Consider the following 24,104-nt stretch of genomic DNA (forward strand, 5'->3'; position numbering starts at 1 on the left):
CTCCGAGGCGCCCCCGCGCCAGGCCAAGCCGCGGCCCCGGCACGCGCCGGTCCCGAGCCAGCCGATCATGGTCTACGACGCCCGGATCGAGGCCGGCGACCTGCGGATCTCGGGCTCGGTGCGCAAGCCGGGGGCGATCGTGGTCCTGGACGACGACATCTCGATCCAGGCCGACCGGCGCGGGCGCTTCGCGCTCCGGGTCCCCTACCGGCCGCCGACCTGCGTGGTGACCCTCAAGGCCGACCCGGACGAGCGCGAGGCGGTCGTCGCGAACTGCGCCGCCGAAGGCCCGCCGGGCCCACCCGGCCCTCAGGGCGCCGCGGGTCCGACCGGGGAGCCGGGGCCGAAGGGCGATGCGGGTCCGAAAGGCGACCCGGGGCTCAAGGGTGAGCCCGGCACCAAGGGTGAGCAGGGGGCTCCGGGAATCCCGGGCACCCCAGGCAATCCGGGACCGAAGGGCGAGCCGGGCATCAAGGGCGAGCCCGGCCCGGTCGGCGGGGCAGGGGCCAGGGGCGAGGCCGGCGCGTCCGCCCTGCGGGCCGTGCGCAAGTCCGACTGCGCGGGCGGCTGCACCGTCACCTGCGAGTCCGATGAGACGCTGGTCACCGCCCACTGCCTCAAGGGCGGCACCCCGGTCTATGACGGGGAGGGCGCCACCTGCCCGGCAGAGGCCTCGGGGATCGTTGGGTTCTGCACCCGGCCGTGACGGCTGCAGGTGTCAAACCTCTCTCATAGAAGCGACGCTGGCGCCTCCCACGCCCGCACGGGCTCCGATGTCCACATATCGGCTTGTGCAAGGCGCGACGCGCCCCCTCTCCCGTGCGGGAGAGGGCTGGGGTGAGGGACCAGGTCTTTCCGGACAGGTCGCATTCCTCACCCTGTCCCTCTCCCGCACGGGAGAGGGGACCTGCGCCTCGTCCGGAGATGTATGAGTCCGCTCTGTCCCCGCGCGGGGCGAGGGCATAAGCCAGCGCCTTCGTAGAAAAGATCAGGACCCCGCCGCGCAGATCCGAGCTCCAGGCGGCGCGATCGCCCCGATCACCCGCCGGTCTCGCGCAGCCAGTCGAGCATCCCGGCGGCGGCGGCCCGGCCGCCCGCGAAGGCCCCCTGGAGCAGGTAGCCGCCGGTCGGCGCCTCCCAGTCGAGCATCTCGCCGGCCAGGAACAGGCCGGAGCGGGCGCACAGCATGGCGCGGCCGTCGAGGGCATCGAGCCGGACCCCGCCCGCCGTCGAGATCGCCCGCTCGATCGGGGCCGAGCCGGTGAGGTCGAGGACGGCGGCCTTGATCAGCCCGGCGAGCGCCTCTGGCTCGCCGGGGAGGTTTTGGCCGGCCGCCTCGCGCAGGAGACCCGCGGCCACGGGCGAGAGCCCCGCGGCCTTGCGCAGACGGGTCGCGGTCGAGTCCCCCGGCCGGGCGCCGGCGAGGCGGCGGGCGAGATCAACCCGGGTCAGGTCGGGACGCAGATCGACGGTGAGCCGGGCGCTTCCCCGCCCGGCGATCGCATTCCGCAGGGGCCGCGACAGGGCGTAGATCGCCCCGCCCTCGATCCCGGCGGCGGTGATCACGGCCTCGCCCCGGACCGCAACGCCGTCGCAGGCGAGCGCCACCCGCTTGAGCGGCGCCCCGGAAAACCGCTCGCGGAACAGGTCGGACCACGCCACGGCAAAGCCCGCATTGGCCGGCTCCAGGGGCGCGACGTCCACGCCGAGCCCTTCGAGAAGCGGCACCCAGCGCCCGTCCGAGCCGAGCCGCGGCCAGCTCGCCCCGCCGAGCGCCAGCAGGGCCGCCCGGGGCCGGATTTCGACCGCACCGTCCGGCGTCTCGAAGGCCAGCGCCTCACCGATCGCCGTGAGCCGGTGGCGGGTGCGGATCCGGACCCCGAGCCGGTCGAGCCGCGCCAGCCAGGCCCGGAGCAGCGGCGACGCCTTGAAGCTCGTCGGAAACACCCGCCCGCTCGTGCCCACGAAGGTCGGCTCGCCAAGATCCGCGCACCAGTCCCGCAGGGCCTCCGGGGGAAACGCCGCGATGGCGGCGTCCAGGTGGCCGGCGGGATGGTAGCGGGTCAGGAAGGCCGCGCGCGGCTCGCTGTGGGTGAGGTTGAGGCCGCCGCGCCCGGCGATCAGCAGCTTGCGGGCGACCGAGGGCATCCGGTCGTACACCGTGACCGCGCGGCCGGCCTGCGCCAGCACCTCGGCCGCGGCCAGCCCGGCCGGCCCGCCGCCCACGATGGCGATATCCTCGATGTCGTCCGGCATCCGCTTGGAGAGCGGCAGGCGGCCCGTATCTGTCAAGATGTGGCCGATGTCAGCGGCGTCTCAGGGGCGGACCGTCTGTTCGGGTTCGCTCTGCGAGCCGTCACGGTTCGCTAGAACAGGTCCGACAATGCCGGCCAATGAACCCGCAAGATCGTCCTGCCGTTTTCGGTCGGGATCTGCGAAAGGGTTCGTTCGACAACCTGGCCACCCAAACGCTCGTAGAAGCGAAGCGCAGGCTCATTGGCCTCGAAAACCCATAAGTGCAGGCCCTCTGCGGCCTGCTGAGCGGCCAGCTTACGCGCAGCCGAGCGCAGCAGCACCTCACCGATCCGCCTGCCCCGCATCTCCGGAAGGACGTGCAGATTGTCCACCAGGCTGCCCCACCGTCGATCGAGGTTACGGTGCGTCGCTGTGAATCCGACAAGCGTTCCGTCGATGGTCGAGGCGACGTCCACCTGAAAATCCGAGGCCGGGCGGCTGAATTTTCCAAGCCAATGCGAAAGGCGATCCTCCTCGATAGGCCCGGCCAGAAACGCTGGGTCGAGGATCGAACGATAGGCATTCCGCCAACTCGCCACGTGGATCGCAGCGATGGTCTGCGCGTCCGTCGCCCGCGCTGCCCGGTAGATGATGTCGGCCATGCGGAAATTATGCGTGGGGCACCGCCTGCGGGCAATTCACCCCGTGTCACGCACAAGGCAGACGGCCGCGGAACGCGTAGGATCCGGCGCGGCCCGTCGTTAATGCCGTACCCTTCCGCAACCGTGATGCTGCAGCCTCGTTCCCGTCCAGCCTGCCGATCCCGCGCAAACCCAGAAGAGGCTTCCCGCCCGTGGCGCTCTCCACCGCCGTCACCGCGACCGATCCGTCCGCCGCCGCCCCGAAAGCCCGCCTCAGCCCGCTCGAGATCCGGTCGATCGTCTTCGGCCTGATGACCGCGATGCTGCTGGCGGCCCTCGATCAGACCATTGTGGCGACCGCGATGCCGACCATCGGGCTCGATCTGGGCGATGCCGCCAACCTGCCCTGGATCGTCACCGCCTACCTGCTCGCCTCCACGGCGGTCACGCCGCTCTACGGCAAGCTCTCCGACATCCACGGCCGGCGGATCATGCTGCTGATCGCCATCGCGACCTTCGTGCTCGGGTCGCTCGCCTGCGCGGTGGCCCCCACCATGGTGACCCTGGCGCTGGCTCGCGGCCTCCAGGGCATCGGCGGCGGCGGGCTGATCGCCCTGTCGCAGACCATCCTGGCCGACATCATGCCGCCCAAGGAGCGAGCGCGCTACCAGGTGGTGATCGCGGGCGTGTTCGTGGCGGCCTCGGTGGCCGGGCCCCTGCTCGGGGGCTTCTTCGCCCAGCACCTGCACTGGTCGCTGATCTTCTGGATCAACCTGCCGATCGGGTTCCTGGCCTTCGCGCTGACCAACGCCAAGCTGAAGCTGCTGCCGCGCAACGAGCGCCGCCACACGCTGGACTATCCCGGCGCCATCCTGCTGGTGCTGAGCTCGACCACCCTGATGCTGGCCCTGAGCTGGGGCGGCGTGCGCTACCCTTGGGGCTCTGCGCCGGTGCTCGGCCTGCTCGCCGTGGCGGCCGTGCTCGGCTGCGGGTTCGCGGCCCGGCTCGCCACCGCGGCCGAGCCGCTGATCCCCACGCAGGTGCTGAAGGACCGGGTGGTCTACAGCGCCACCCTGTCCGCTTGCTTCGCGATGGGCACCTTCATCGGCCTGACCATCTACGTGCCGATCTTCCTCGAAGGCGTGCTCGGGCTCACCGCCAGCGAATCCGGCGTGGCCCTGGTGCCCCTGATGGTCGGCACCGTCACCGGGGCGACGCTGTCGGGCCGGTCGATGCTGCTGTTCCGGCACTACAAGCGCGTGCCGCTGGCCATGATGAGCGTCAGCATCGCCTGCTGCGCCGTCATCGCCCTGGAGGGGCGGGCGCTGCCGTTCTGGCTGATGGAGGTGATGCTGGCGCTGCTCTCCATGGGGATCGGGACGATCCTGCCGCTCTCCACCATCGCGATCCAGAACGCCGTGGAACCGCACCAGCTCGGCATCGCCACGGCGGCGATGAACTTCTTCCGCTCGCTCGGCGGCGCCCTGATCGTGGCAGCCTTCGGGACGATCGTGCTCGGGGGGGCCGCCGGGACCGGGCACGACGTGGAGAGCCTGATCCGGGGCGGCGATCCCGCGCATCTGGCCGAGACCTTCCGCTCGGTGTTCCTGGCCGCCTGCGTCGGCCTGGTGGCGGCCCTCGGGTTCCTCGCCTACATGGAGGAGCGCCCGCTCGGCGAACGTCCGGCGGCAAAGCCCGACGGCGCCCCGGCCGCTCACACCCCGACATGAGGACACGACCTTGGCTTGGCTGATCCTGCTCGCGGCCGGATTGCTGGAGGTGGTCTGGGCCTATGCGATGAAGCGCTCCGCCGGCTTCACCCAGCCGATCCCGAGCGCCGTGACGGTGGTGGCCGCGCTCGGCAGCTTCGTCCTGCTGGCCTTCGCGATGCGCAGCCTGCCGCTGGGCACCGCCTACACGGTCTGGACCGGCATCGGGGCGGTGGGCGCCTTCCTGCTCGGCATCCTGATGCTCGGCGAGAGCGCGAGCCCGTTGCGGATCGCCGCGGCGGCGCTGATCGTGTCGGGCCTGGTGCTGATGAAGCTGTCCGGGGAGGCCTGAGGCCCGGCCGCGGACGCGGCCCGAGGCGCGCGTCACCCGCGCGCCGCGACCGTGCCCTTGATTCGCCCGGTTCGCCCGCTTAACTCGCCCCTATCGGCTGCGGGCCCCTCTGGCGGGCGCTGTTCAGCGCCCGTGATGTCGGAGCCGATGCTTTCCTTCCGGAATCAGCATCAGGTCCCGCACATGATGGACGTTCTAACCGTCGAATGGCTCGGCAAGCCGTTGTGGATGTGGCTCGGCTTCCACGTCCTGATCGCCTGTCTGCTCGCCTTCGATCTCGGACTGCTGCACCGGGACAAGGACCACGAGATCGGGGTCCGCGAGAGCCTGTTGCTGACCGGCTTCTACCTCGCGCTCGGCCTCGCCTTCGGCGGCTGGATCTGGTGGTATCTCGGGCCGCAGGCGGGCGAGGAATACGTCACCGGCCTCGTCGTCGAGAAGTCGCTGTCGATGGACAACGTCTTCGTCATCGCCATGATCCTGGCCGCGCTCGGCATCCCGCGCGCCGCCCAGCACCGGGTCCTGCTCTGGGGCATCCTGGCCGCCGTCCTGCTGCGCGGCCTGATGATCGGCCTCGGCGCGGCGCTCGTGCACCAGGTCCACTGGGTGCTGTCGCTGTTCGCCGCGTTCCTGATCTTCGCCGGCCTGAAGATCCTGTTCTCGGGTCCCGAGGAGGAGGGCGACTTCCAGAACAGCGCCGTCGTGCGCTGGATCAAGAAGACCTTCCGGGTCACGCCCGAGCTGCACGGCCAGCACTTCGCGGTGCGCCGGCCCGACCCGGCCACCGGCAAGAAGGCCCTGTGGTTCACCCCGCTGGCCCTGGCCCTGGTGCTGGTCAACGGCGCCGACGTGATCTTCGCGGTCGACAGCGTGCCGGCGATCTTCGCGATCACCACCGACACGTTCGTGGTCTACACCTCCAACATCTTCGCGATCCTGGGCCTGCGCGCCCTCTACTTCGCGCTGGCCGCGATGGTCGACCGGTTCGCCTATCTCAAGACCGCGCTGGCCTTCATCCTGATCTTCATCGGCGCCAAGATCGTCGTGGCGGACACGTTCGGGCTCATCCACGTCCAGCCCTGGGTCTCGCTGGTGGTGACCCTGTCGCTGCTGACGATCGGCGTGCTCTACAGCCTGTGGCGCACCCGCACCGACGCCCCGGCCCAGGCGGTCTCCGGCCCGGCCCACGGCCACGAGGCGCCGGCCCATCGGGCCTGAAGTCCAGGTTTCAAAAGGCCGGGACCTTTTGCGGGTCCAGGGCAGAGCCCTGGAACGTCTCGTGGGCTCCGCCCCCGAACCCCGCCAAAGGGCTGAGCCCTTTGGAATCCCGGGATTTCCCGGTGCTAGGCTGGTAGCGCGGCGATCAGGTCGCGCAGGGTGGTGATGGTCGAGGCGTCGGCCACGCCGTCCACGCGCTCCTGGCGGAAATGGCGCTGGAACGCCGTGACCACCGCGTGCGTGCGCGCGTCGAACACACCGGTCACCGGAAGCTCGTAGCCGTAGAGCGCGAACATCGCCTGCAGCGCCTCCACGGGCTGTCCGGCATCGCCCTGCGCGAAGAACCGCCCGTCCCGGAGCCGGGCGGGCGGCACCCGGTGGCCGACGCCGGCCGCCGCGAGGCGGTCCCAGGGAAAGGTCTCGCCCGGATCCTCCTTGCGCTCCGGGGCGATGTCGGAATGGCCGAGCACCCGTTCCGGCGGGATCGGCCAGCGCCCCAGGATGTCCAGGGCCAGGGCGATCACGGCATCGACCTGCGCGTCCGGATAGGGCGGCAGTCCACCGGCATGGCCGGGATGGACGATCTCGATCCCGACCGAGCGGGAGTTGAGGTCGGTCACGCCCTTCCAGGCGCCCCGGCCCGCGTGCCAGGCGCGCCGGGCCTCCGGCACCATCTGGACGATGCCGCCATCCTCGAACACGAGGTAATGGGCCGAGACCTCGCTTAGCGGATCCCGCAGCCGCGCCAGCGCGGCGGCGCCGCTCGCCATGCCGGTATAGTGCAGGAGCAGCATGTCGGGCTGCGCTCCGCGGCGCTCGCCATGGTTCGGCGAGGGCGCCACGCGGCGGGCGAGGGGGCTGTCGGGGGTCAGCGTCATGGCGGGCTTGTGCATCATCCCGAACGGTCGTTTCCGGCTTCCGGAAAACGACGATGCGAAACCAGAGACCGGGCGCATCGTCCGGGTTCCGATATCCGGGACGCTGCCCTTGTGCCATGGCTCGCACCGCGATGCGGCGTCGAAAGTTCCGGATCGCGCCGGCCCGTCATTGACGGCGTTCGGACCATGCGCCCACATGCGGCGCTGCAGTGGAGGTCGACGATGGCCGGCCCGGTACGGAACAAGACGGCACCCCGACGGATCGGCGTGAAGACGTTCCGGGGCAACATCGATGGCTTCCTGCGCGAGGCCCGGGACGGCAACACGTTCCTGGTCACGTCGCGCGGCGAGGTCTTGGCCGAGATCCACCCGCCCGCGGACGCTGTCCGCACGGTCCGGACGCCCGGGATGCTCCGTGGCCGGATCGCCATGGCCCCCGATTTCGACACGCTCCCGCCGGAGGTGCTGGCGGCGATGCAGGGCGAGGAGCGGTGAGGCTCCTGCTCGACACGCACGCCCTGCTCTGGTGGCTCGCCGACAGCGATCCCCTCGGGCACCGGGCCCGTGCCCTGATCGCGGATCCAGGCAACGACGTGCTGGTCAGCGTCGCCTCGCTCTGGGAGATCGTCGTCAAGGTCCGGATCGGCAAGCTTCAGGCCGATATCGCGGAGATCGACGCCGCCCTTGCGCGCGACCGGTTCATGCGGCTGGAGATCCGCCCCGCACATCTTGCGGTGCTCGGCGGCCTGCCGATGCACCCCGATCATCGCGATCCGTTCGATCACCTGCTCGTCGCCCAGGCGATCAGCGAAGATGCGACCTTCGTCTCGGAAGACCGGCACGCCACGCGGTATCCTGTGCGGCTCGTCTCCTGCTCAGACCCGGCGGTCTGACGCGCTCACCGCGATCCGCGCTGCTGCACGATCCGGTCGTAGGCGGCGTTGATGGCGGCGAGCCGCCGCGTCGCGATGGTCACGGCCTCGGCGGGCAGGCCCCGGGCCAGCGCCCGGTCGGGGTGATGCTCGGCGACCAGCGCCCGGTGACGGGCCTTGACGGTGGCCTCGTCGGCCTCCGCGTCGAGGCCGAGGACCGCGTAGGGATCGTCTGGCAGCCGCACGTGCCGGGCCGCGATCCGCCGGAAGGCAGCATCGTCAAAGCCGAAGATCGCCGAGACGGCGCGCAGGTAGCGCTCCTCGGCCTCGTGCAGCGCGCCGTCGGCGCCCGCGATCTGGAACAGGCCGTCGAGCACGTCCTCGAGCAGGGCGGGCTCGTCGCCGAAGGTCGTCGCGAGCTGACGCGCGTAGGCTTCGAAACCGTTCGTGGTCTTCTTGGCCAGGTCGAACAGCCGCTCGACGCCGGACCGCGCGGATTCGTCGACGCGGACGACCCGGCCGAACGCCTCGACCTCGGAGGGCAGCACGACGCCGTCGGACTTGGCCATCTTGGCGGCCAGCGCCACCAGCCCGGTGGTGAACACCACGTCGCGCGGCGTCGGGCCGAAGGGCGCGCCGATCCGGTCGACCAGGAAGTGGCCCGCGACGCCGCCGATCAGCGCCCCGAGCGGACCGCCCACGGCAAGCCCGAGCCCGGCACCGCCGAGCTTACCCCAGGGGCCCTGGAGTTTGGCCCCCTGGCTCATGGACGGGCCGATCCCGAGGGGAAACGCGGACTCGGTGCGGTCATGTCGGCGGCTTCGCGTCCGGCACCGGGGACGCCCCGGCCGACGCCGGGATAACCGCTCCTCGGGCGGTGCGGAAGGGCCGGGACGCGCCCGGCCCCCCGGCTTTAGCGGCAGTAGATGTTGCCGTAGGCGTCGCGGTAGGTGCCGTAGGGGCAGCGCGGCGCCGTGGAGGCGCCCACGATGGCGCCGCCGGCGCCGCCGATCGCGGCACCCGCCAGGGCGCCGCCGGCGCGGCCCGTGGCGGCCGCACCGATGGCCGCGCCGGTGAGCGCGCCGAGGCCGGCGCCGCCGAGAGCCCGGTCCTCCGGCGTGTTGCAGGCCCCCAGCGACAGGGCTGCGATGGTGGCGAGGGCGGCTGCGGTCAGCTTCTTCATGGTCCCCTGATCTCCCTTAGTGCATCCGGTCCGGCCGTCGTCGTCGCGGATCGCGGTGAGCTTAGCAGTAAAGCAATGCTCTCCCTACGGCTAAGGTTCCATGCCCGGAGCCGTCGATCGCTCGCGTATCCCGAACGTGGCTCCAGCACCTCCCACCGGCGGCGGCCGGAGTTGCGCCCGCTTCCCGTCTCGCCCTATGCCACCGGCCTGAGGCGGCGCTCCGGCCGGGGCGCCGCGGCGCCATCCCCGAGGGTCCCATGTCGAGAGCCACCACGATCATCCGCCGGGCCGCGGTTCGCCCCGACCGCGTCGTCGACACGGTGAGCCTCGACCACGCGGGCCGGGAGGCGGCGTCCGGATCCCTCGTCGCGGAGGGCGGCCTCGGGTTCGAGGTGGCGCTCGCAAAGGCGGCGGCGCTGGAGGACGGCGACGCCCTGCGCCTGGAGGACGGCCGACTCGTCGCGGTGCGGGCCGCCGCGGAGGCGCTGCTGGAGGTGCGCGCCGAGAACCCGGCCCGGCTGACCCGGCTGGCCTGGCAGCTCGGCGGCAACCACGTCCCCGCCGAGATCGCCGCGGACGTGCTCTACGTCCCGGCCTCGCCGGCCAATGCCGAGCTGGTGCGCGGGCAGGGCTGCACCGCGAGCCCGGTCTCGCGTCCGTTCCGGCCCGAGCAGGCCGCGCACGACCACAGCACCTGCGGGCACGATCACGGCCATGACCATCACGGGCATGGTCACGATCACGACCACGGGCATACCCACGCACACGCCGACGATCACGCGCATGATCACGGGCACGCCCACGGCCCTGACCATCACGCGCACGACCATGCCGGGACGCATGACCATGCGCATCCCGCGCACGTCCACGGTCCGGGCTGCAGCCACGACCATTAGGGCCGCCCGCCCCGGGAGCCGAAGCGCGCCGCCGACCCCGGGGCGACTTCGGCGGGCTGCACGAAGACGTCCTGCCGACCCCGCTCTGTCGCAGAGTCGCGTCCTCTTGCCCGGGATGCACAGCATCCGACAGCGGGTGCTCGCCCCCTCCCGATCAGCCCCCCTCCAGTCCGCCGCCCTTATCCTCAGGTGTCAGCCGAGCGGGCCTCCCTCGTTCGCACGCGGGCGAGGTTGGGCAAGACCGGCCAGACAGGCTCCGACCTGGATCGTGCCGTCTGACCATCCGGGGAAGTCACGCCACGGGCCCCGCAACATTCGCGCGGGTGCGGGCAGAGTCTATCCCGCCTTAATCTATGTTTGGGCCGCGGCCGAACATTGCGACAGGTCTTTCGAACACCGGCGTCGATCCTTCGCGTGACGGCTTTCGATTCATCTTCTCCCCGGACGACCTGTCGCAGGCGGGAACAGCGACCTGAAACCGGGGTTGCCCGAGTCCCGACCAGCGGGCGCCCCCTCCCGGGGCGGACCTGCGCAGATACGGGCTACGGAGCGCATGCAGTTTCCCCGCGACGACCAAGAGCATCCGCGTGCCCAGGCCTTCCGCGACTTCATTCGAAATCCACCGTTCCCCTGCGTCGGCGCCAAGTCGGCGCTGTCGCGCGGGCGCATGAAGATCGTCGTGGCCCGGGACATCACCTCGGGCTGGGACGACATGCGCATCTACCCGGCCCTGCTCGCCTTCGTGGCGCGCTACCGGGAGGCGCCCGACCTGTTCCAGAGCTTCGCGGTGGTGTTCGAGGGGCCAGGCGACCTGTCCGAGGAGGCGTTCGAGCAGAACCTGTGGGCGCGGGCGCAGTCGCTGACCGACAAGGATGCCTGGCTCGGCCAGCCCCACGACGCCCGCGTTGCGGACGATCCGGACAACCCGCACTTCTCCCTGAGCTTCGGCGGCGAGGCGTTCTTCGTGGTCGGCCTGCACCCGAACGCGAGCCGGCCCGCGCGGCAATTCTCCTCGCCGGTACTGGTGTTCAACCTGCACGCCCAGTTCGAGCGGCTGCGGGCGGAGGGCCGCTACGAGAAGCTGCGCGCCTCGATCCTGGAGCGCGACGAGGCCCTCGCCGGCAGCCTCAACCCGATGCTGGCGCGCCACGGCGAAACCTCCGAGGCACGCCAGTACAGCGGCCGCGTGGTCGGCGAGGAGTGGCGCTGCCCGATGCAGGGCCGGCCTGCGGCGCCTACCGCACCGGCCACGGACGACTGGCACCCGCTGGCTTCGCCGCGCGACCTCACCGTCCCGACCAGCGGCGCCTGAGGCGCCACCGGATCGCGGTGGCGCCTGCCGCGTTTCCAGCCGGACCGAAGCGGGAGCGGAGACACCATGGACCGAGCGGATGTGCAGCAGATCGAGCCGCGCTCAGGCGTCGCGTTCACCCTGGACCGGGGCCAGCGGCTGACGGTGATCGACCCGCGCGGGGAGCAGGTCGCCGACCTCGTCGCCTACAACCGCCACGATACGGGTGAGGCGATCTCGTCCGGGCGGACCCTCGACTATGCCAGCCGGATCTACCTGACCACCGGAGACCCGCTCTACTCGAACCGCTCGAACGTGCTGCTGCGCATCGTCGAGGACACGGTCGGGCGCCACGACTTCCTGCTGACGCCGTGCTCGGCCGACACGTTCCGGATCATCTACGGCGATACGGACCCGCACCGGGGCTGCTTCGGCAACCTCGCCGCGGCTCTCGCTCCCTACGGCATCGCACCCGACGCGATCCCGGTGGCGTTCAACTGCTTCATGAACGTGCCGATCGACGGGACGACCGGGGCGCTCACGGTCGAGCCGCCGTTGAGCCGGGCGGGAGACCGGATCGTGTTCACCGCCGAGACAGACCTGATCATCGGATTGACCGCCTGCTCGGCGCTGCAATCGAACAACGGCAGCTTCAAGCCGATCCACTATCGGATCGACGCATAGGGCACACAACCTCGCCGGAGAGGGCAGATCTTCCGCGAAGAGGTTCGTATTATTTTCTTGTAGATCTCTTGATCCCGCGCGATCTTCGCGTGGGATGGCGATCGAATGTGTGTCCGGAGACTTGTCGAGGCTGGGAAGCGCATTCAATACGCTGTCGATACCCGGCGTGGACCGAATCTTTACCAATCCCGTGTCAAACCTTCGCCCCGGAACGGTGCCGTGGGGTCCGGGCCGCCGCGGGCGGTGCCGCCCCCGGCGCCGACAGCCCCCGACGGCCTTCACCCGTCCCGTTTCCGGTGCCCCGATGACACGCTCGCAGACCGACCGCTCGCCCGAGGGCCACGCCGCGCCCCGGTGGAGCCTCTCGAACGTCACGCTGCGCCACAAGCTGTCGGCAGTGATGGCCCTGGTGCTGGCGGCGGTCGGCGCCCTCAGCGGGTTGAACTACGTCGACACCCGCTCCTCGGCGCTCGAGGACCGGGCGTTGATGACCAGGACCCTCGGCGACGTCGCCCAGAGCCTGCTCGCCCATTACGAGGCGCTGGCCTCCGCTGGCCGGATGCCGGTCGATCAGGCCCAGAAGGCCGCCCTCGACGCGGTGAGCGCCCTGCGCTTCGGCAAGGCGGACTATTTCTTCGTCCTCGATTCGGATGGGCGGCTGATCGCCAACGCGTTCAACGCCAAGAACGTCGGCAAGGTGGTTCTGGAGCAGACCGACGTCCCGGGCGGGAAACGCTACTTCGCCGAGATGGTGGAGGTCGCCAAGCGCGACGGTGCCGGCTTCGTCGACTACATGAAGCCGCGCGCGGGCGGGACAGAGCCGGTCGAGAAGGTCGCGAGCGTCCAGATGTTCAAGCCCTGGGGCTGGGTCGTCGCCGCCGGCCTCTATCGCGACGACGTCCACGCGGCCGTGCGCCATCGCGCGCTGACCAATGCGCTCTGGTCCGCCGGCCTGGTGCTCCCGGTGCTCGCCCTGCTCGTGCTCATCGGCAACGGCCTGTCGCGGCCGATCGTGCGCCTGACCGCGGCGATGCGGGGGCTCGCCGGCGGCGACCTCGCGGTGCCGGTGGCGGACCAGCAACGCGGCGACGAGGTCGGCGCGATGGCCCGGGCCGTACAGGTCTTCAAGGACGCGCTGATCGCCAAGCGGGACGCCGAGACGGCCGCCGCCGCCGAGAACGCCGCCAAAATGCGCCGCGCCCAGGCGCTGGACGAACTCACCGGCCGGTTCGACGCCCATGTCGGCGCGCTGACCCAGAGCCTGTCGGCGGCCGCCGTTGAGATGGAGGCCACCGCCCGGGAGATGACCCGCACGGCCCACCGCACCACCGACCAGTCCGGGCGTGTCACGGCCGCCTCGGAGCAGACGTCGAGCAACGTCGAGACCGTGGCCGCCGCCAGCGAGGAGATGTCCGCCTCGATCCAGGAGATCGCGTCCCGCGTCGCCCAGTCCTCCACGATGGCCGACCAGGCCAGCGTCGACGCAGCCCGCACGAACAACCTGATGCAGGTCTTGTCCCGGGGCACGGACCAGATCAGCGAGGTGATGGGCCTGATCGCCGGCATCGCCGGGCAGACCAACCTGCTGGCGCTCAACGCCACCATCGAGGCCGCCCGGGCCGGGGAGGCCGGCAAGGGTTTTGCCGTCGTGGCCGGCGAGGTGAAGGCCCTGGCGGCCCAGACCGCCAAGGCCACCGACACGATCGCCCATCAGATCGCCGCGATCCAGAGCGAGACCCGGCACGCCGTCGAGTCGATCCGGACGATCGGGGGTACGATCGACGCCATGCGCACGGTCGCCCTGAGCGTGGCCGCCGCCATGGAGGAGCAGGGCGCGGCCACGAGCGAGATCGTCCGCAACGTCACCCAGGCCGCGCAGGGGACGCAGGCCGTCAGCGCCGACATCGCCGAGGTCCGGGAAGCCGCCGGCGAGACCGGCGCCGCCGCCAGCCAAGTGCTGAGCGCCGCGCAGGATTTGGCACGCTACGCCTCCGGGCTGGGCCAGGAGGTGACCACGTTCCTCGCCGCGGTCAAAGCCGCCTGAGAGGGTGGCCTAAGCTTTCGCTCCGGCGCGTTGAAGAGGTGCTCTCCTCGCGCCGCTTGCGGGGCTTGCGGATTCACACATCTCACTTTGGTAACATGCCGGTACCGGCAGATCCTGATCCGGAAGGGAAGGTGCGTGCTCCCTCCCCCCTCTGCGGGGGAGGGTGGCCCCTGCGTCAGCAGGGGTCGGGAGAGGGGAACCCGGCTTCAAGAAAAGGCGTGTGTCCGTGTGATGGCCACCGCCGCATCCTGGACCGGCGCTCCCCTCTCCCGACCCCCTTCGGGGGCCACCCTCCCCCGCAGAGGGGGGAGGGAGAGCCGCGGTGTCTCCAGCGTATTCTGCCGACCCCGATGTGTGAATCCGCCAGGCTTGCGGGGCGAGGGGAACCCGCGCTTCGTCCTGAGGGAACGCCTACGAAGTTCAGCCTCGGTCTGTAACCTGCACCAAAGACAATCAAAGAATCCCGTCGATCGCCACCCGGAGATGTTCCGGCCCGCGCAGGGCGGCTCCGGAGCGGTAGGGCGGCGGGTCTTCGATCAGCCGGGGGGCCTTGAGCCGGCTCGCCAGGGCGGTGAGCGCCGCCTCGGCCTCGAACCGGGCGAGCGGGGCGCCGACGCAGTAATGGAGGCTGCCGCCGAAGCCGAGGTGGCGGATGCCGGCGCGGTCGGGATCGAAGCGGTCGGGATCCGGGAAGACGGCGCCGTCGCGGTTGCCGGAGGCGAGCAGCAGGACGAGGTCGGCGCCCTCGGGGATCGTGACGCCGGCGACGTCGATGGCCGACAGGGTCCTGCGGGTCCGGAACTGCACGGGGGGCTCGTAGCGCAGCAGCTCTTCGATGACGCGCGGGGCGCGGCGGGGATCCTGCCGCAGGCGCTCCAGCTCGTCGGGGTGGCGAAGCAGCGTCAGCAGCCCGTTGGTGATGAGGTTCACGGTGGTCTCGTGGCCTGCCACCAGCATCAGGATCGAGGTGGCGATCAGGTCGTAATCGCCCATCTTGGCGCCCTCCGGCGTCGCCTCGTTGGCGAGCCCCGAGAGCATGTCGTCCTGCGGATGCCGGCGCTTCTCCTTCATCAGGTCGGCCATGTAGCCGCCGATCGCGTCGAAGGTCCGGCTATTCGCGTCGCGGATCTCCCGATCGGACAGGCTGTCGGGCTCGAGGGCGGTGGCGAGCTGGGTCGCCCAGCCGTGGAACTTCGGCTCGTCCTCCCGGGGCACGCCGAACAGCTCGCAGATCACCGTGACCGGCAGCGGGTAGGCGAGGTCGTCGACCGCGTCGATCTCCCGGGCGCCGCATTTCTCGTTCAGCAGGTCGGCCACCAGCCGTTCGGAGCGGGCCCGCATCGCCTGGACGCGCGCGCGGGAGAACTGGTGCATCACGGAGGCCCGCAGGACGTCGTGGTCCGGCGGGTCGCGGAAGATGAAGACCCGGTGCCGGTCCATCATCCAGTCCTTGAGCGGCTTGACGATCAGGTCGGTGAGGGGGTTGCCGGTGCGCGGCCGGTCGGCCGGGGGCAGGGTCTCGGAGCTGACCCGCGGGTCGTGCAGCAGGCTCGAAATGGCGCCGTGGGTGGCGGCCACCCAGGTCCCTTCCTCGGTCCCGTCGTCCTGGCGCGAGACCGGATGCTCCCGCAGCTTGGCGTAGATCGGATAGGGGTCCGCGCGGTTGGCGAAATCCTTGACCTGATCGAGGAGGGTGGCGTCGGGCATGCGGTGTCCAAGCTACGCATCGTCCGGACGGAGACGTCCGGGACGATCCAATTCGAAACCTCGGCGCGGCGCCCTGGATCCCGGGCGGGGCGCCGGGGCGGTCAGGGAAAGCCCGGGGTGAGGAGGGTGATCCCCTTCGCCGGGCGATCGGCGGCGGTCCCCTCCGGCGGGAACGGCGCGCCGACGGCGACCCGCTCGGCATGGGCCGGCAGCCAGCGGGCGCTGTCCACCGAGACGGCCGCGATGCAGCGCCCCGCCCGTCCGTAGACGGCCAGGAAGCGGCCGGTGCCGGGCTCGCCATGGGTGATCGCCAGGGCGTCCGCGCCCTCGGTCAGCCCGACGGACTTGACCACCACGTTGCCCTGTGCGGACCAGAAGGTCGGCAGCGCGCCGTAGGGGCCCTCGGGCTTCGCCCCGGCCAGCAGCCGCCCGGCGTGGATGCCCTGTGCCACCGCCTGGCTCCAATGCTCCAGCGCCACGCGCCGCCCGCCGTAGAGCGGGTGGGGGAAGCGGGCCACGTCGCCGGCGGCAGCGATGCGCGGGTCGGCCGCCCCGTCGGCGTCGAGGACGTATCCGGCCGCATCGCAATCGACGCCGCCCGGATCCGCCGACAGGCCGGATCCGTCGAGCCATTCGGTGTTGCGGACGGCCCCGAGGGCGATCACCGCGACATCCGCGTCGATGCGGGTGCCGTCCGTGAGGTGCGCGCGCACGAACCGGCCGTTCGCCTCTTCCAGCCACTCGACCTCGCTGCCGCAGCGCAGGTTGACGCCCCGACCCTCGTGGATCGCCCCGATGAACGCCCCGACCGTGCCTCCGAGGACGCGGGCCAGCGGCGTCGGCCCGGGCTCGACCAGGATCACCGGCAGGCCGAGTTGCCGGCACACGCTGGCCACCTCGCAGCCGATGAAGCCGCCGCCGATCACCACCACCCGGCGGGGACCGGCGGCGAGCGCGGTCCGCAGGGCGGCGGCGTCGTCCCGACCGCGCAGGGTGAAGACGCCGGCGAGCCGGCCCTCGTGGGGGTTCGGCCACGCCCGGGCGCGGGTGCCGGTGGCGATCAGCAGGCGGTCGTAGGGCAGGGCGCCGCCGTCCGCGAGGTGGAGGGTGCGGGATCCCCGGTCGAGGCGTTCGGCCGGGCTGCCGAGGCGCCATTCCACATCCCCGCCGAGGCTGCTCGGCAGGGTGGTCGCGTCCGGTCCGGTTTCGCCGGTGAGCACGTGCTTCGAGAGCGGAGGACGGTCATAGGGCCGGTACGGCTCGGCGCCGACGATGGTCAGCGGGCCGGTGAACCCGGCCTCCCGCATCGCCTCGGCGCCGCGCAATGCCGCCAGGCCGGCGCCAACCACGATCGCGCGCTCGGTGGTCGATCCCGACGCCATCTCAGGCAGCCTGCCCCGGATCCTCGACTCGGATCGCCTGGACCGGGCAGGCGACGCGCGCCCGCTCGATGTCGGCGCGGTCCTGCGCGGCCGGGGCGGGATCGTAGAACAGCGCCTCGTGTCCCTCGATGCGGAAGTGCCGCGGCGCCGCGTAGCAGCACTGGGCGTAGGCCTGGCAGAGGTTGAGATCGACGCACACCCGCAGGCCGGGTGGTGAGCCGGAGGACGCATCGGCAGGGGTGGACATGGCGGTGCAACCACGGCGGGGGCGGTGAGTTCCGGGCAAAGCGCCGTCCTCGCCGTCGCAGGCCGGGCGCCTATCGCAGACGCAATGCGCTGAGAAGATGGGAACGGATCAGGCCAGGATCTCGCGATGGGAATCGGGGGCCGCAAGCCCGACCGTGGAGACGCTGCGCCGGATGGCCGACGCGACCGGTACGGAGCTCGTGGTTCGGTTCAAGCGCCCGCGCCGCGGCAGGGCCGTCCAGCCGAACCGGACACCGGTTTGAAGCAACGGGAACGCGCTCCTCTCCGGCCGGGGGATTTCGGGCTTCCCGGCTCGGGTCATCGAGAACGATTCACTGATCTAAAAATGTCCTGGGGGATCGCCGTCGACATGATGCTGCGGAATTCCCCTGCGCGACGGTTCGCTCTATTGTCGCGCCGCCCCGCGGACCGATCCGAAACACCGCGATCTCAGGAGGGCACCATGCCGTACGGTGCACGAACGAGTCTCGCCGCGCTCGTCCTCGCCCTCGCCCTGGGCGCAGCCGGCGCGCGCGCCGAGCCGGCCTCGGGCTGGACCGACCCGCCGGCCCGCAAGGCGGCCCCGGCTACGAGCCCGGCCGAGGCTCAGAAAGCCGTCCCGCCTTCTGCATCGACTCCTGCTGCCGCGGCACCGGCCCGCAAGGCGGTCGCCGCGCGGCCCGTTCAGAAGCGGGTCGCCACGCGCCGCGCCCCGGAGGCCAAACGGGTCGCCACGACCGCGCCCCGGCCGCGCGTCGCCGCGGCGCCGGCCCGGCCCATGCGTCCGCACAGGATGGTCGCGGTCGCACCCCCCCCACCGCCGCCTCTGCCGGACGGCTATCCGCGCTACCGCGCCTACAATTACGGCCCCGGCTATGCCGACGAGCGGCTGGAGCGCCTGCGCGCCGCGGAGGCCGCCGGCTACCTGGTCGTGCGCCGCCGCTCGGTGGAGTTCCCGGACGGCCGGTCCCTGCGGGTCTACCGGCCGGACGACGAGGGCGAGCCGTTCTGAGCGGATCCGGCCGCGAACACCGCCCGCAGGGGTGCCCGCAGGATCTTGCCGGCGGGGTTGCGGGGCAGGAGCCCGTCCCAGACCACGACGCGCACCGGCACCTTGAACGCCGCGAGCCGCTCGGCCGCGAAGGCCCGGATCTCCTCAGGTCCGGTCCGGGCGCCCTCGGCGAGCGCCACGATCGCGCCGGGCTCCTCGCCCAGCGTCGGGTGGGGCACGGCCAGCACCACGGCGTCGATCACGTCCGGATGCGCGTAGAGGACGTTCTCGACCTCGCAGCAATAGATGTTCTCGCCGCCGCGGATCAGCATGTCCTTGATCCGGTCGACGATGGTCAGGAACCCCTCGTCGTCGGCGCGTGCGAGGTCGCCGGTGCGCAGCCAGCCCTCCGAGAGCACTTCGGCGGTGGCCGCTGGGTCGTCCCAGTAGCCGCGGACCACGTTCGGGCCCTTCACGCACAGCTCGCCGACGCTGCCGGGGGGCAGATCCTGTCCGAGCGGGTCTAGGATCCGCACCTCGCAGACCGGCAGGGGCGGGCCGCAGGACTCGGGATGGGCGAGATAATCCTCGGCCTGGTGGTGGGTGAACGTCGCCGAGGTCTCGGTCATGCCCCAGCCGGTGGCGGGGGCCGCCTTCGGGAAGGCCTCGCCGAGCGCGCGCACCAAGTCGCCGGCCGCGGGCGCGCCGCCATAGGTCACCGATTCGAGGCTCGGCAGCGGTCGGCCCGCCTCCCGGGCCGCTGTCGCGAGCTGCCACGCGATGGTCGGGACGCCCCCGGCGCCGGTGCAGCCCTCCCGGTCGATCAGGTCGAGGGCCTCGTGGGCGTCCCACCGATGCATCATCACCAGGCGATGGCCGCCGTAGAGCGCCGCCCCGAGGCTCGCGTGGCAGCCGGTGACGTGGAACAGCGGGATCACCAGCAGAGAGGCCCGCTGCGGTGCGGCCGGGTCGGGCCTCGGCGGCGTCTCGCCCCGGCGCAGGGCGCTGCGCGACGCGGAATAGGGGTAGGCCATCACGGTGGTGGCCGCGGCCCGATGGGTGCCGACCGCGCCCTTGGGCCGGCCGGTGGTACCCGAGGTGTAGAACAGGGTCGCGTCGTCCTCGGGGTCGAGGGCAATGTCGGGTGGGGCCTGTTGGGGCAGCGCGCCCCAGTCCGCCACCGGGCCGATCATCGCGGAGAGTGGCGTCGCCCGGTCGTCGGGCTCCATCCGGGTGACGAAAATCCGCTCCAGGGCCGGGCATTCGGCGCGGTGGGGCGCGATGCGCTCGAACCGCGCCCCGTCGGCGATCAGCACCCGCGCGCCGGAATGTTGGAGCGCGTAGGCGAGTTCCGGCCCGGTCCACCAGGCGTTGAGCGGCGTCGCGATCGCCCCGGCCAGCAGGGCGCCGTAGTAGCAGACTGGCCATTCCGGCAGGTTGCGCAACGCGATAGCAACGCGGTCACCCTTGCCGATTCCGGCCGCCACCAGGGCGTGGGCCAGGGCGGTCACGGCGCGGGCGAAGCCCGTGAAGGTGACGCGCTCGTCCTGGTAGACCACGAAGGTCCTGTCGCCATGGCCCTGGGCGATGCGCAACAGGTCGCGCAGGGTCGGCGGGGCGCTCGTCCAGATCCGGGTCGGCACGCCGCGGATCGGAATTGTGGTGATCGCGAAGGCGGCGCCCGGCGCGGTGAGCCGGGCTTCCGCCTCGCGGAAGGAGAGGGCCGGCCAGCCGGCGGGGAGGCGGGGATCGGGGCTCATCGCGCGATCGTCACGCCGCCGTCGATCACCAGTGACTGGCCGGTGACGAACCGGCCGGCCGGCGAGGCCAGGAACACGGCGGCCCCCGCGATCTCGTCGGGCTCGCCGATCCGGCGAAGCGGCGCGACCTCGGTGGTGGAGGCCAGCATCTCGGGATCCTCCCACAGGGCCCGGGCGAAATCGGTGCGGATCAGCCCCGGGCACAGGCAGTTCACCCGCACGTTGGCCGGGCCATATTCCACCGCGTAGTTGCGCGCGAGCTGGAGGTCGGCGGCCTTGGAGACGTTGTAGGCGCCGATCACCGGCGACCCCTTCAGCGCCCCGATGGACGAGACGATGACGATCGCCCCGTCCCGCCGCGCGACCATGCCGGGGGCGACCATCTGGATCAGCCAGTGGTTCGACAGGACGTTGTTCTCCAGGATCTTGCGGAACTGCGCGTCCGAGATGCCGGCGAGCGGCCCGTAATACGGGTTGCTGGCGGCGTTGCAGACCAGCACGTCCACCGGCCCCAACCGGGCCTCGGCTTGGGCGACCAGATCCTCCAGTTCCGACTTCACCGAGATGCTCGCCGGGATCGCCACCGCGCGGCCCGGGCCGTGGGCGGCCTCGATCTCGGCCACCACCGCGTCGCAGGCCTCGCGCTTGCGCGACGAGATCACCACCCGGGCGCCGTGCTCGGCCATCCGCAGGGCGATCGCCCGGCCGATGCCCCGGGACGAGCCGGTGATCAGCGCGACCTTGTCGGTCAGGTCGAACAGGGACATGGCGCGTCCTCCCTGGGTCTGTTCGGGGATCATCCGGCGTCCAGCGTCGACCGGCGCAGGCGCGCCATGCCGGCGAGCCAGCGTTCGGGATCGTCGGCCCGGCGGCGGGCGTAATCCGCGACCTGCGGGTGCGGCAGGATCAGGAACCGGCCGGCGGCCAGCCCGTCGAAGGCCGCCTCGGCCACGGCTTCCGGTGCGAGCACGCCGTCGCGGGCGGCGGCGCTTGCGGCCCCGAGCATCGCGGTGTCGACGCCCTGGGGGCACAAGGCGGCGATCCGGATTCCATCCCCCCCATGCGCGATGGCGAGGTGCTCCAGGAAGGCGAGGGCGGCGTGCTTGGTCGCCGAGTAGGTCGCGCTGCCGATCTGGCTCAGCAATCCGGCCGCCGAGACGGTGCCGAGGAACGCCCCCTCGCCCCGGGCGAGCCAGAGCGGGACCAGGACCCGCGCCGCGTGGACGTGGCCCATCACGTTCACCGACCAGGCGCGTTCCCAGCTCGCCGGATCCGCCGAGGTCGCCAGCCCGGGATCGGGGTCGCGCTCCAGGATGCCGGCATTGGAGCAGTACAGCGCGATCGGCCCGGTCTCGGCCTCGATCCGCGCGATGGTCTCGGCCACGGCGTCGGGATCGGCTACGTCGAGCGCGCACGCATGGCCGCCAAGCCGGACGGCGACGGCCTCCGCCCCAGCGCCGTCCCGGTCCAGGGCGACGATGATCGCGCCTCGCGCGTGGGCGGCCTCGGCGAGCGCCAAGCCGATGCCGCGGGCGGCTCCGGTGACGGCGACGACGCGGCCGGCGAGATCCATCTCAGGCCCCCGCGCGCTCGGCGAAGGCCCAAGCCGCGGCGGCCAGCGTCGGCACCCGGGCCGCCATGGCGGCGGCGTGCTCGCTCGCGGCGTTGCCGGCCTTGGCGCGGGCGGCCACGCCCTGGAGGATGCCGACCAGCCGGAACAGGTTGTAGGCGAAGTACCAGTCGAGGTCGGGCAGGTCGGTCCGGCCGGCGGCCCGGCAATAGAGCGCCACCGCCTCGTCCCGGGTCGGGATGCCGAGCGCCGGCAAGTCGAGCCCGCCGAGTCCGCTGCGCCCATCGGCCGGCAGCGCCCAGTGCATCAGCAGGTAGCTGAAATCGGCGAGCGGATCGCCCAAAGTCGACAGCTCCCAATCGAGCACCGCGCTGACGCCGCCGTCGGGGGAAAAGATCAGGTTGTCGAGGCGGTAATCGCCGTGGACGATGGCCGCGCCCTGCTGCTCGGGCACGGTGCGGGGCAGCCACGCGATCAGGCGCTCGACATCCTCAAGCCGGTCCGCCTCGGCGGCGCGGTACTGGCGGGTCCAGCGGTCGACCTGCCGGGCGAAGTAGTTGCCGGGCTTGCCGTAATCGGCGAGGCCCGCCGCCTCCGGCTCGATCGCGTGGAGGCGGGCCAGCGTCGCGATCATCGTGGCGTAGTGCCGGTGCCGGGCATGCGAATCGAGGCCAGGCAGGGTGCCGTCCCAGTGCACAGTGCCGCCCACCGCCTCCATCACGTAGAAGGCCGCACCGATCACTTCGGAGTCTTCGCAGAGCGCGAAGGGCCTCGGAACCGGAAACCCCTCGCCGTAGAGCGCGCCGATCACCCGGAACTCGCGCTCCACCGCGTGCGCGGAGGGCAGGAGCGGCCCGAACGGCTTGCGCCGCAGCACGTAGGCCTGGCCGGGCGTCTCCAGCCGGTAGGTCGGGTTCGACTGGCCGCCGCGGAACTGCTGCAGGTTGAGCGGCCCGGCATAGTCTCGGACGTGTTCGGCGAGCCAGGCGGCCAGCCGGGCCTCGTCGATCCGATGGCGCGGCTCGACCGGCTTCACGCCAGAGAAGGCGTCGGGACCGCTCATGCACCCTCCCGGGCGTTGGTGTAGCGCCCGAATTCGAGCCGGGCGATGGAGCGGTTGTGCACCTCGTCCGGCCCGTCGGCCAGCCGCAAGGTGCGAATGTGGGCGTACATCCTGGCCAGTCCGAAATCCTCGGACACGCCGGCGCCGCCATGGGCCTGGATCGCGTCGTCGATCACCTTGAGGGCGATCCGCGGGGCGGCGACCTTGATCATGGCGATCTCGAGCTTGGCGCCCTTGGCGCCGACCTTGTCCATCATGTCGGCGGCCTTCAGGCAGAGCAGGCGGGTCATCTCGATGTCGATCCGCGCCTCCGCGACCCGCTGCTCCCAGACCGACTGCTCGCTGATGCGCTTGCCGAAGGCGACCCGCGAGACCAGGCGCCGGGCCATCGCTTCGAGGGCCGCCTCGGCGACCCCGATGGTGCGCATGCAATGGTGGATGCGCCCCGGCCCGAGCCGCCCCTGCGCGATCTCGAAGCCGCGCCCCTCGCCGAGGATCAGGTTCTTGACCGGGACGCGCACGCCTTCCAGCACCACCTCGCCGTGTCCCTTGGGCGCGTCCTCGTAGCCGAAGACCGGCAGCAGGCGCGCGACCCGCAGGCCGGGCGTGTCCATGGGCACGAGGATCTGGGATTGCTGCCGGTGGCGGGGCGCGTCCGGGTCGGTCTTGCCCATCAGGATCGCGATCCTGCAGCGCGGGTCGCCGACCCCGGTGGACCACCATTTGCGGCCGTCGATGACGTAGTGGTCGCCGTCGCGGCGGATCGCGGTCTCGATGTTGGTGGCGTCCGAGGAGGCGACGTCGGGCTCGGTCATCAGGAAGGCCGAGCGGATTTTTCCGTCCATCAGCGGCTGCAGCCACATCTCCTTCTGGGCCGGGCTGCCGTAGCGGTGCAGCACCTCCATGTTGCCGGTGTCGGGCGCCGCGCAGTTGAAGCATTCCGATGCGATCCCGACCTTGCCCATCGCCTCGGCGCAGAGCGCGTAATCGAGGTTGGTCAGGCCGGCGCCGCGGTATTCCTCCGTGTCGTGCTCGGGGGAGGGCGGCAGGAACAGGTTCCACAGCCCTTCCCCGCGGGCCTTGTCCTTCAGCCGTTCCATCGTGGGCGAGGGTTCGCGGCTCGCCGCCCGCTCGGCCGCCACCGCGGCGGCGGCGGGCTGGATCGCGTCGGCGATGAAGGCGCGCACCCGGGTCAGCCAGTGCGTCTGGGATGGGGAGAGGTCGAAATCCACGGTGTCCGCTCCCGAGTTTCGTTCCGATGGGATCCGCGCCTCTCCCTCCCCCCTTTGCGGGGGAGGGTGGGCCGGCTGTCAGGCCGGGTCGGGAGAGGGGAGCGCGGTTTCCGGATGGAGCGTTTCGAACGCGGCTGCCCCATCCTGCAC

24 protein-coding genes are annotated in these 24,104 nt (G+C 71.8%); 11 read left to right on the forward strand and 13 right to left on the reverse strand.

Annotation, left to right across the window (positions count from 1 at the left end; all coding sequences use genetic code 11):
- Positions 1-706 (forward strand): collagen-like protein (locus tag FV233_RS19250; RefSeq protein ID WP_246690033.1); only part of this gene is annotated, 706 nt, incomplete at its 5' end.
- A 332-nt stretch (positions 707-1,038) separates the two neighbouring features.
- On the opposite strand, the gene FV233_RS19260 is transcribed toward FV233_RS19250, so the two are convergent.
- The gene (locus FV233_RS19260) at positions 1,039-2,256 is read right to left on the reverse strand and encodes a TIGR03862 family flavoprotein (RefSeq protein WP_147898473.1); all 1,218 of its coding nucleotides are present in this window, start codon (positions 2,254-2,256) and stop codon (positions 1,039-1,041) included.
- A 110-nt stretch (positions 2,257-2,366) separates the two neighbouring features.
- Positions 2,367-2,897, reverse strand: coding sequence for a GNAT family N-acetyltransferase (locus tag FV233_RS19265; RefSeq protein WP_147898456.1), 531 nt, complete (start codon positions 2,895-2,897; stop codon positions 2,367-2,369).
- A 290-nt stretch (positions 2,898-3,187) separates the two neighbouring features.
- On the opposite strand from FV233_RS19265, the gene FV233_RS19270 reads away from it, so the two are divergent.
- The 3 genes from FV233_RS19270 to FV233_RS19280 all read left to right on the forward strand — a co-directional run bounded on the left by FV233_RS19270 (position 3,188) and on the right by FV233_RS19280 (position 6,155).
- A complete protein-coding gene (locus FV233_RS19270; protein ID WP_238262483.1) occupies positions 3,188-4,606 on the forward strand; it encodes an MDR family MFS transporter in 1,419 nt (472 codons plus the stop codon).
- A gap of 10 nt (positions 4,607-4,616) precedes the next feature.
- The gene (locus tag FV233_RS19275) at positions 4,617-4,937 is read left to right on the forward strand and encodes an SMR family transporter (protein ID WP_147856199.1); all 321 of its coding nucleotides are present in this window, start codon (positions 4,617-4,619) and stop codon (positions 4,935-4,937) included.
- Positions 4,938-5,120: 183 nt separating this feature from the next.
- Positions 5,121-6,155, forward strand: a complete 1,035-nt coding sequence (locus tag FV233_RS19280) for a TerC family protein (RefSeq protein ID WP_147856198.1) — start codon at positions 5,121-5,123, stop codon at positions 6,153-6,155.
- 125 nt (positions 6,156-6,280) lie between these two features.
- On the opposite strand, the gene FV233_RS19285 is transcribed toward FV233_RS19280, so the two are convergent.
- Complete coding sequence (locus FV233_RS19285; RefSeq protein ID WP_147898474.1) at positions 6,281-7,033, reverse strand: N-acetylmuramoyl-L-alanine amidase; 753 nt, start codon at positions 7,031-7,033, stop codon at positions 6,281-6,283.
- Between the two features lie 222 nt (positions 7,034-7,255).
- On the opposite strand from FV233_RS19285, the gene FV233_RS19290 reads away from it, so the two are divergent.
- Together FV233_RS19290 and FV233_RS19295 are read left to right on the forward strand one after the other, a co-directional pair.
- Positions 7,256-7,528, forward strand: coding sequence for a prevent-host-death protein (locus FV233_RS19290; protein ID WP_147898458.1), 273 nt, complete (start codon positions 7,256-7,258; stop codon positions 7,526-7,528).
- Positions 7,525-7,926: a type II toxin-antitoxin system VapC family toxin gene (locus tag FV233_RS19295; RefSeq protein WP_147898459.1), complete on the forward strand. Its 402-nt coding sequence runs from the start codon at positions 7,525-7,527 to the stop codon at positions 7,924-7,926. Before FV233_RS19290 ends, FV233_RS19295 begins: the two co-directional genes overlap by 4 nt.
- Before the next feature lie 5 nt (positions 7,927-7,931).
- On the opposite strand, the gene FV233_RS19300 is transcribed toward FV233_RS19295, so the two are convergent.
- Both FV233_RS19300 and FV233_RS19305 read right to left on the reverse strand, forming a co-directional pair.
- Complete coding sequence (locus tag FV233_RS19300) at positions 7,932-8,672, reverse strand: TerB family tellurite resistance protein (RefSeq protein ID WP_147898460.1); 741 nt, start codon at positions 8,670-8,672, stop codon at positions 7,932-7,934.
- Positions 8,673-8,818: 146 nt separating this feature from the next.
- Positions 8,819-9,088, reverse strand: a complete 270-nt coding sequence (locus FV233_RS19305) for a hypothetical protein (protein ID WP_007560631.1) — start codon at positions 9,086-9,088, stop codon at positions 8,819-8,821.
- Between the two features lie 257 nt (positions 9,089-9,345).
- On the opposite strand from FV233_RS19305, the gene FV233_RS19310 reads away from it, so the two are divergent.
- From FV233_RS19310 to FV233_RS19325, 4 genes are all read left to right on the forward strand, one after another.
- Positions 9,346-9,984 (forward strand): urease accessory protein UreE, encoded by a 639-nt coding sequence (locus FV233_RS19310; protein WP_147898461.1) that lies wholly within the window; start codon positions 9,346-9,348, stop codon positions 9,982-9,984.
- Positions 9,985-10,537: 553 nt separating this feature from the next.
- The gene (gene gntA / locus FV233_RS19315; RefSeq protein ID WP_147856845.1) at positions 10,538-11,296 is read left to right on the forward strand and encodes a guanitoxin biosynthesis heme-dependent pre-guanitoxin N-hydroxylase GntA; all 759 of its coding nucleotides are present in this window, start codon (positions 10,538-10,540) and stop codon (positions 11,294-11,296) included.
- A 66-nt stretch (positions 11,297-11,362) separates the two neighbouring features.
- On the forward strand, positions 11,363-11,959 hold the full coding sequence (locus FV233_RS19320) for an urea carboxylase-associated family protein (protein WP_147856846.1): 597 nt from the start codon (positions 11,363-11,365) through the stop codon (positions 11,957-11,959).
- Positions 11,960-12,263: 304 nt separating this feature from the next.
- A complete protein-coding gene (locus tag FV233_RS19325) occupies positions 12,264-14,003 on the forward strand; it encodes a methyl-accepting chemotaxis protein (RefSeq protein WP_147898462.1) in 1,740 nt (579 codons plus the stop codon).
- A 453-nt stretch (positions 14,004-14,456) separates the two neighbouring features.
- Here the strand turns inward: FV233_RS19325 and FV233_RS19330 are convergent, their stop codons facing one another.
- The 3 genes from FV233_RS19330 to FV233_RS19340 form a co-directional block, all read right to left on the reverse strand.
- Positions 14,457-15,710 carry a cytochrome P450 gene (locus FV233_RS19330; protein ID WP_147898463.1) on the reverse strand — a complete coding sequence of 418 codons (1,254 nt, stop codon included), beginning with the start codon at positions 15,708-15,710 and terminating at the stop codon, positions 14,457-14,459.
- 101 nt (positions 15,711-15,811) lie between these two features.
- Positions 15,812-17,092 (reverse strand): FAD/NAD(P)-binding oxidoreductase, encoded by a 1,281-nt coding sequence (locus FV233_RS19335; protein WP_147898464.1) that lies wholly within the window; start codon positions 17,090-17,092, stop codon positions 15,812-15,814.
- A 1-nt stretch (position 17,093) separates the two neighbouring features.
- Positions 17,094-17,339, reverse strand: coding sequence for a ferredoxin (locus tag FV233_RS19340; protein WP_147857803.1), 246 nt, complete (start codon positions 17,337-17,339; stop codon positions 17,094-17,096).
- 462 nt (positions 17,340-17,801) lie between these two features.
- On the opposite strand from FV233_RS19340, the gene FV233_RS19350 reads away from it, so the two are divergent.
- Entirely contained in the window at positions 17,802-18,350 is a 549-nt protein-coding gene (locus FV233_RS19350; RefSeq protein ID WP_147898466.1) for a hypothetical protein, read from the forward strand.
- Here the strand turns inward: FV233_RS19350 and FV233_RS19355 are convergent.
- From FV233_RS19355 to FV233_RS19375, 5 genes are read right to left on the reverse strand one after another with little or no spacing between them, the layout of a single operon-like run.
- Positions 18,317-20,089: a class I adenylate-forming enzyme family protein gene (locus FV233_RS19355; protein WP_147898467.1), complete on the reverse strand. Its 1,773-nt coding sequence runs from the start codon at positions 20,087-20,089 to the stop codon at positions 18,317-18,319. The genes FV233_RS19350 and FV233_RS19355 overlap by 34 nt on opposite strands.
- Complete coding sequence (locus tag FV233_RS19360; protein WP_147898468.1) at positions 20,086-20,856, reverse strand: SDR family oxidoreductase; 771 nt, start codon at positions 20,854-20,856, stop codon at positions 20,086-20,088. Before FV233_RS19360 ends, FV233_RS19355 begins: the two co-directional genes overlap by 4 nt.
- Before the next feature lie 29 nt (positions 20,857-20,885).
- Positions 20,886-21,662 (reverse strand): SDR family oxidoreductase, encoded by a 777-nt coding sequence (locus FV233_RS19365; RefSeq protein WP_147898469.1) that lies wholly within the window; start codon positions 21,660-21,662, stop codon positions 20,886-20,888.
- Position 21,663: 1 nt separating this feature from the next.
- Positions 21,664-22,722, reverse strand: coding sequence for a phosphotransferase family protein (locus tag FV233_RS19370; RefSeq protein ID WP_147898470.1), 1,059 nt, complete (start codon positions 22,720-22,722; stop codon positions 21,664-21,666).
- Positions 22,719-23,954: an acyl-CoA dehydrogenase family protein gene (locus tag FV233_RS19375; protein WP_147898471.1), complete on the reverse strand. Its 1,236-nt coding sequence runs from the start codon at positions 23,952-23,954 to the stop codon at positions 22,719-22,721. The genes FV233_RS19370 and FV233_RS19375 overlap by 4 nt, the downstream gene beginning before the upstream one ends.
- Positions 23,955-24,104 lie beyond the last annotated feature (150 nt).

This window comes from Methylobacterium sp. WL7 (assembly GCF_008040085.1).
Lineage (GTDB): Bacteria > Pseudomonadota > Alphaproteobacteria > Rhizobiales > Beijerinckiaceae > Methylobacterium > Methylobacterium mesophilicum.

Excerpts from the sequence above, each read along its gene's own strand:
- FV233_RS19260 (WP_147898473.1), bottom strand. The coding sequence starts at position 2,256 with ATGCCGGACGACATCGAGGATATCGCCATCGTGGGCGGCGGGCCGGCC.
- FV233_RS19265 (WP_147898456.1), bottom strand. The coding sequence starts at position 2,897 with ATGGCCGACATCATCTACCGGGCAGCGCGGGCGACGGACGCGCAGACC.
- FV233_RS19270 (WP_238262483.1), top strand. The coding sequence starts at position 3,188 with ATGACCGCGATGCTGCTGGCGGCCCTCGATCAGACCATTGTGGCGACC.
- FV233_RS19280 (WP_147856198.1), top strand. The coding sequence starts at position 5,121 with ATGATGGACGTTCTAACCGTCGAATGGCTCGGCAAGCCGTTGTGGATG.
- FV233_RS19285 (WP_147898474.1), bottom strand. The coding sequence starts at position 7,033 with ATGACGCTGACCCCCGACAGCCCCCTCGCCCGCCGCGTGGCGCCCTCG.
- FV233_RS19290 (WP_147898458.1), top strand. The coding sequence starts at position 7,256 with ATGGCCGGCCCGGTACGGAACAAGACGGCACCCCGACGGATCGGCGTG.
- FV233_RS19300 (WP_147898460.1), bottom strand. The coding sequence starts at position 8,672 with ATGAGCCAGGGGGCCAAACTCCAGGGCCCCTGGGGTAAGCTCGGCGGT.
- FV233_RS19305 (WP_007560631.1), bottom strand. The coding sequence starts at position 9,088 with ATGAAGAAGCTGACCGCAGCCGCCCTCGCCACCATCGCAGCCCTGTCG.
- FV233_RS19310 (WP_147898461.1), top strand. The coding sequence starts at position 9,346 with ATGTCGAGAGCCACCACGATCATCCGCCGGGCCGCGGTTCGCCCCGAC.
- gntA (WP_147856845.1), top strand. The coding sequence starts at position 10,538 with ATGCAGTTTCCCCGCGACGACCAAGAGCATCCGCGTGCCCAGGCCTTC.
- FV233_RS19320 (WP_147856846.1), top strand. The coding sequence starts at position 11,363 with ATGGACCGAGCGGATGTGCAGCAGATCGAGCCGCGCTCAGGCGTCGCG.
- FV233_RS19325 (WP_147898462.1), top strand. The coding sequence starts at position 12,264 with ATGACACGCTCGCAGACCGACCGCTCGCCCGAGGGCCACGCCGCGCCC.
- FV233_RS19330 (WP_147898463.1), bottom strand. The coding sequence starts at position 15,710 with ATGCCCGACGCCACCCTCCTCGATCAGGTCAAGGATTTCGCCAACCGC.
- FV233_RS19335 (WP_147898464.1), bottom strand. The coding sequence starts at position 17,092 with ATGGCGTCGGGATCGACCACCGAGCGCGCGATCGTGGTTGGCGCCGGC.
- FV233_RS19340 (WP_147857803.1), bottom strand. The coding sequence starts at position 17,339 with ATGTCCACCCCTGCCGATGCGTCCTCCGGCTCACCACCCGGCCTGCGG.
- FV233_RS19350 (WP_147898466.1), top strand. The coding sequence starts at position 17,802 with ATGCCGTACGGTGCACGAACGAGTCTCGCCGCGCTCGTCCTCGCCCTC.
- FV233_RS19355 (WP_147898467.1), bottom strand. The coding sequence starts at position 20,089 with ATGAGCCCCGATCCCCGCCTCCCCGCCGGCTGGCCGGCCCTCTCCTTC.
- FV233_RS19360 (WP_147898468.1), bottom strand. The coding sequence starts at position 20,856 with ATGTCCCTGTTCGACCTGACCGACAAGGTCGCGCTGATCACCGGCTCG.
- FV233_RS19365 (WP_147898469.1), bottom strand. The coding sequence starts at position 21,662 with ATGGATCTCGCCGGCCGCGTCGTCGCCGTCACCGGAGCCGCCCGCGGC.
- FV233_RS19370 (WP_147898470.1), bottom strand. The coding sequence starts at position 22,722 with ATGAGCGGTCCCGACGCCTTCTCTGGCGTGAAGCCGGTCGAGCCGCGC.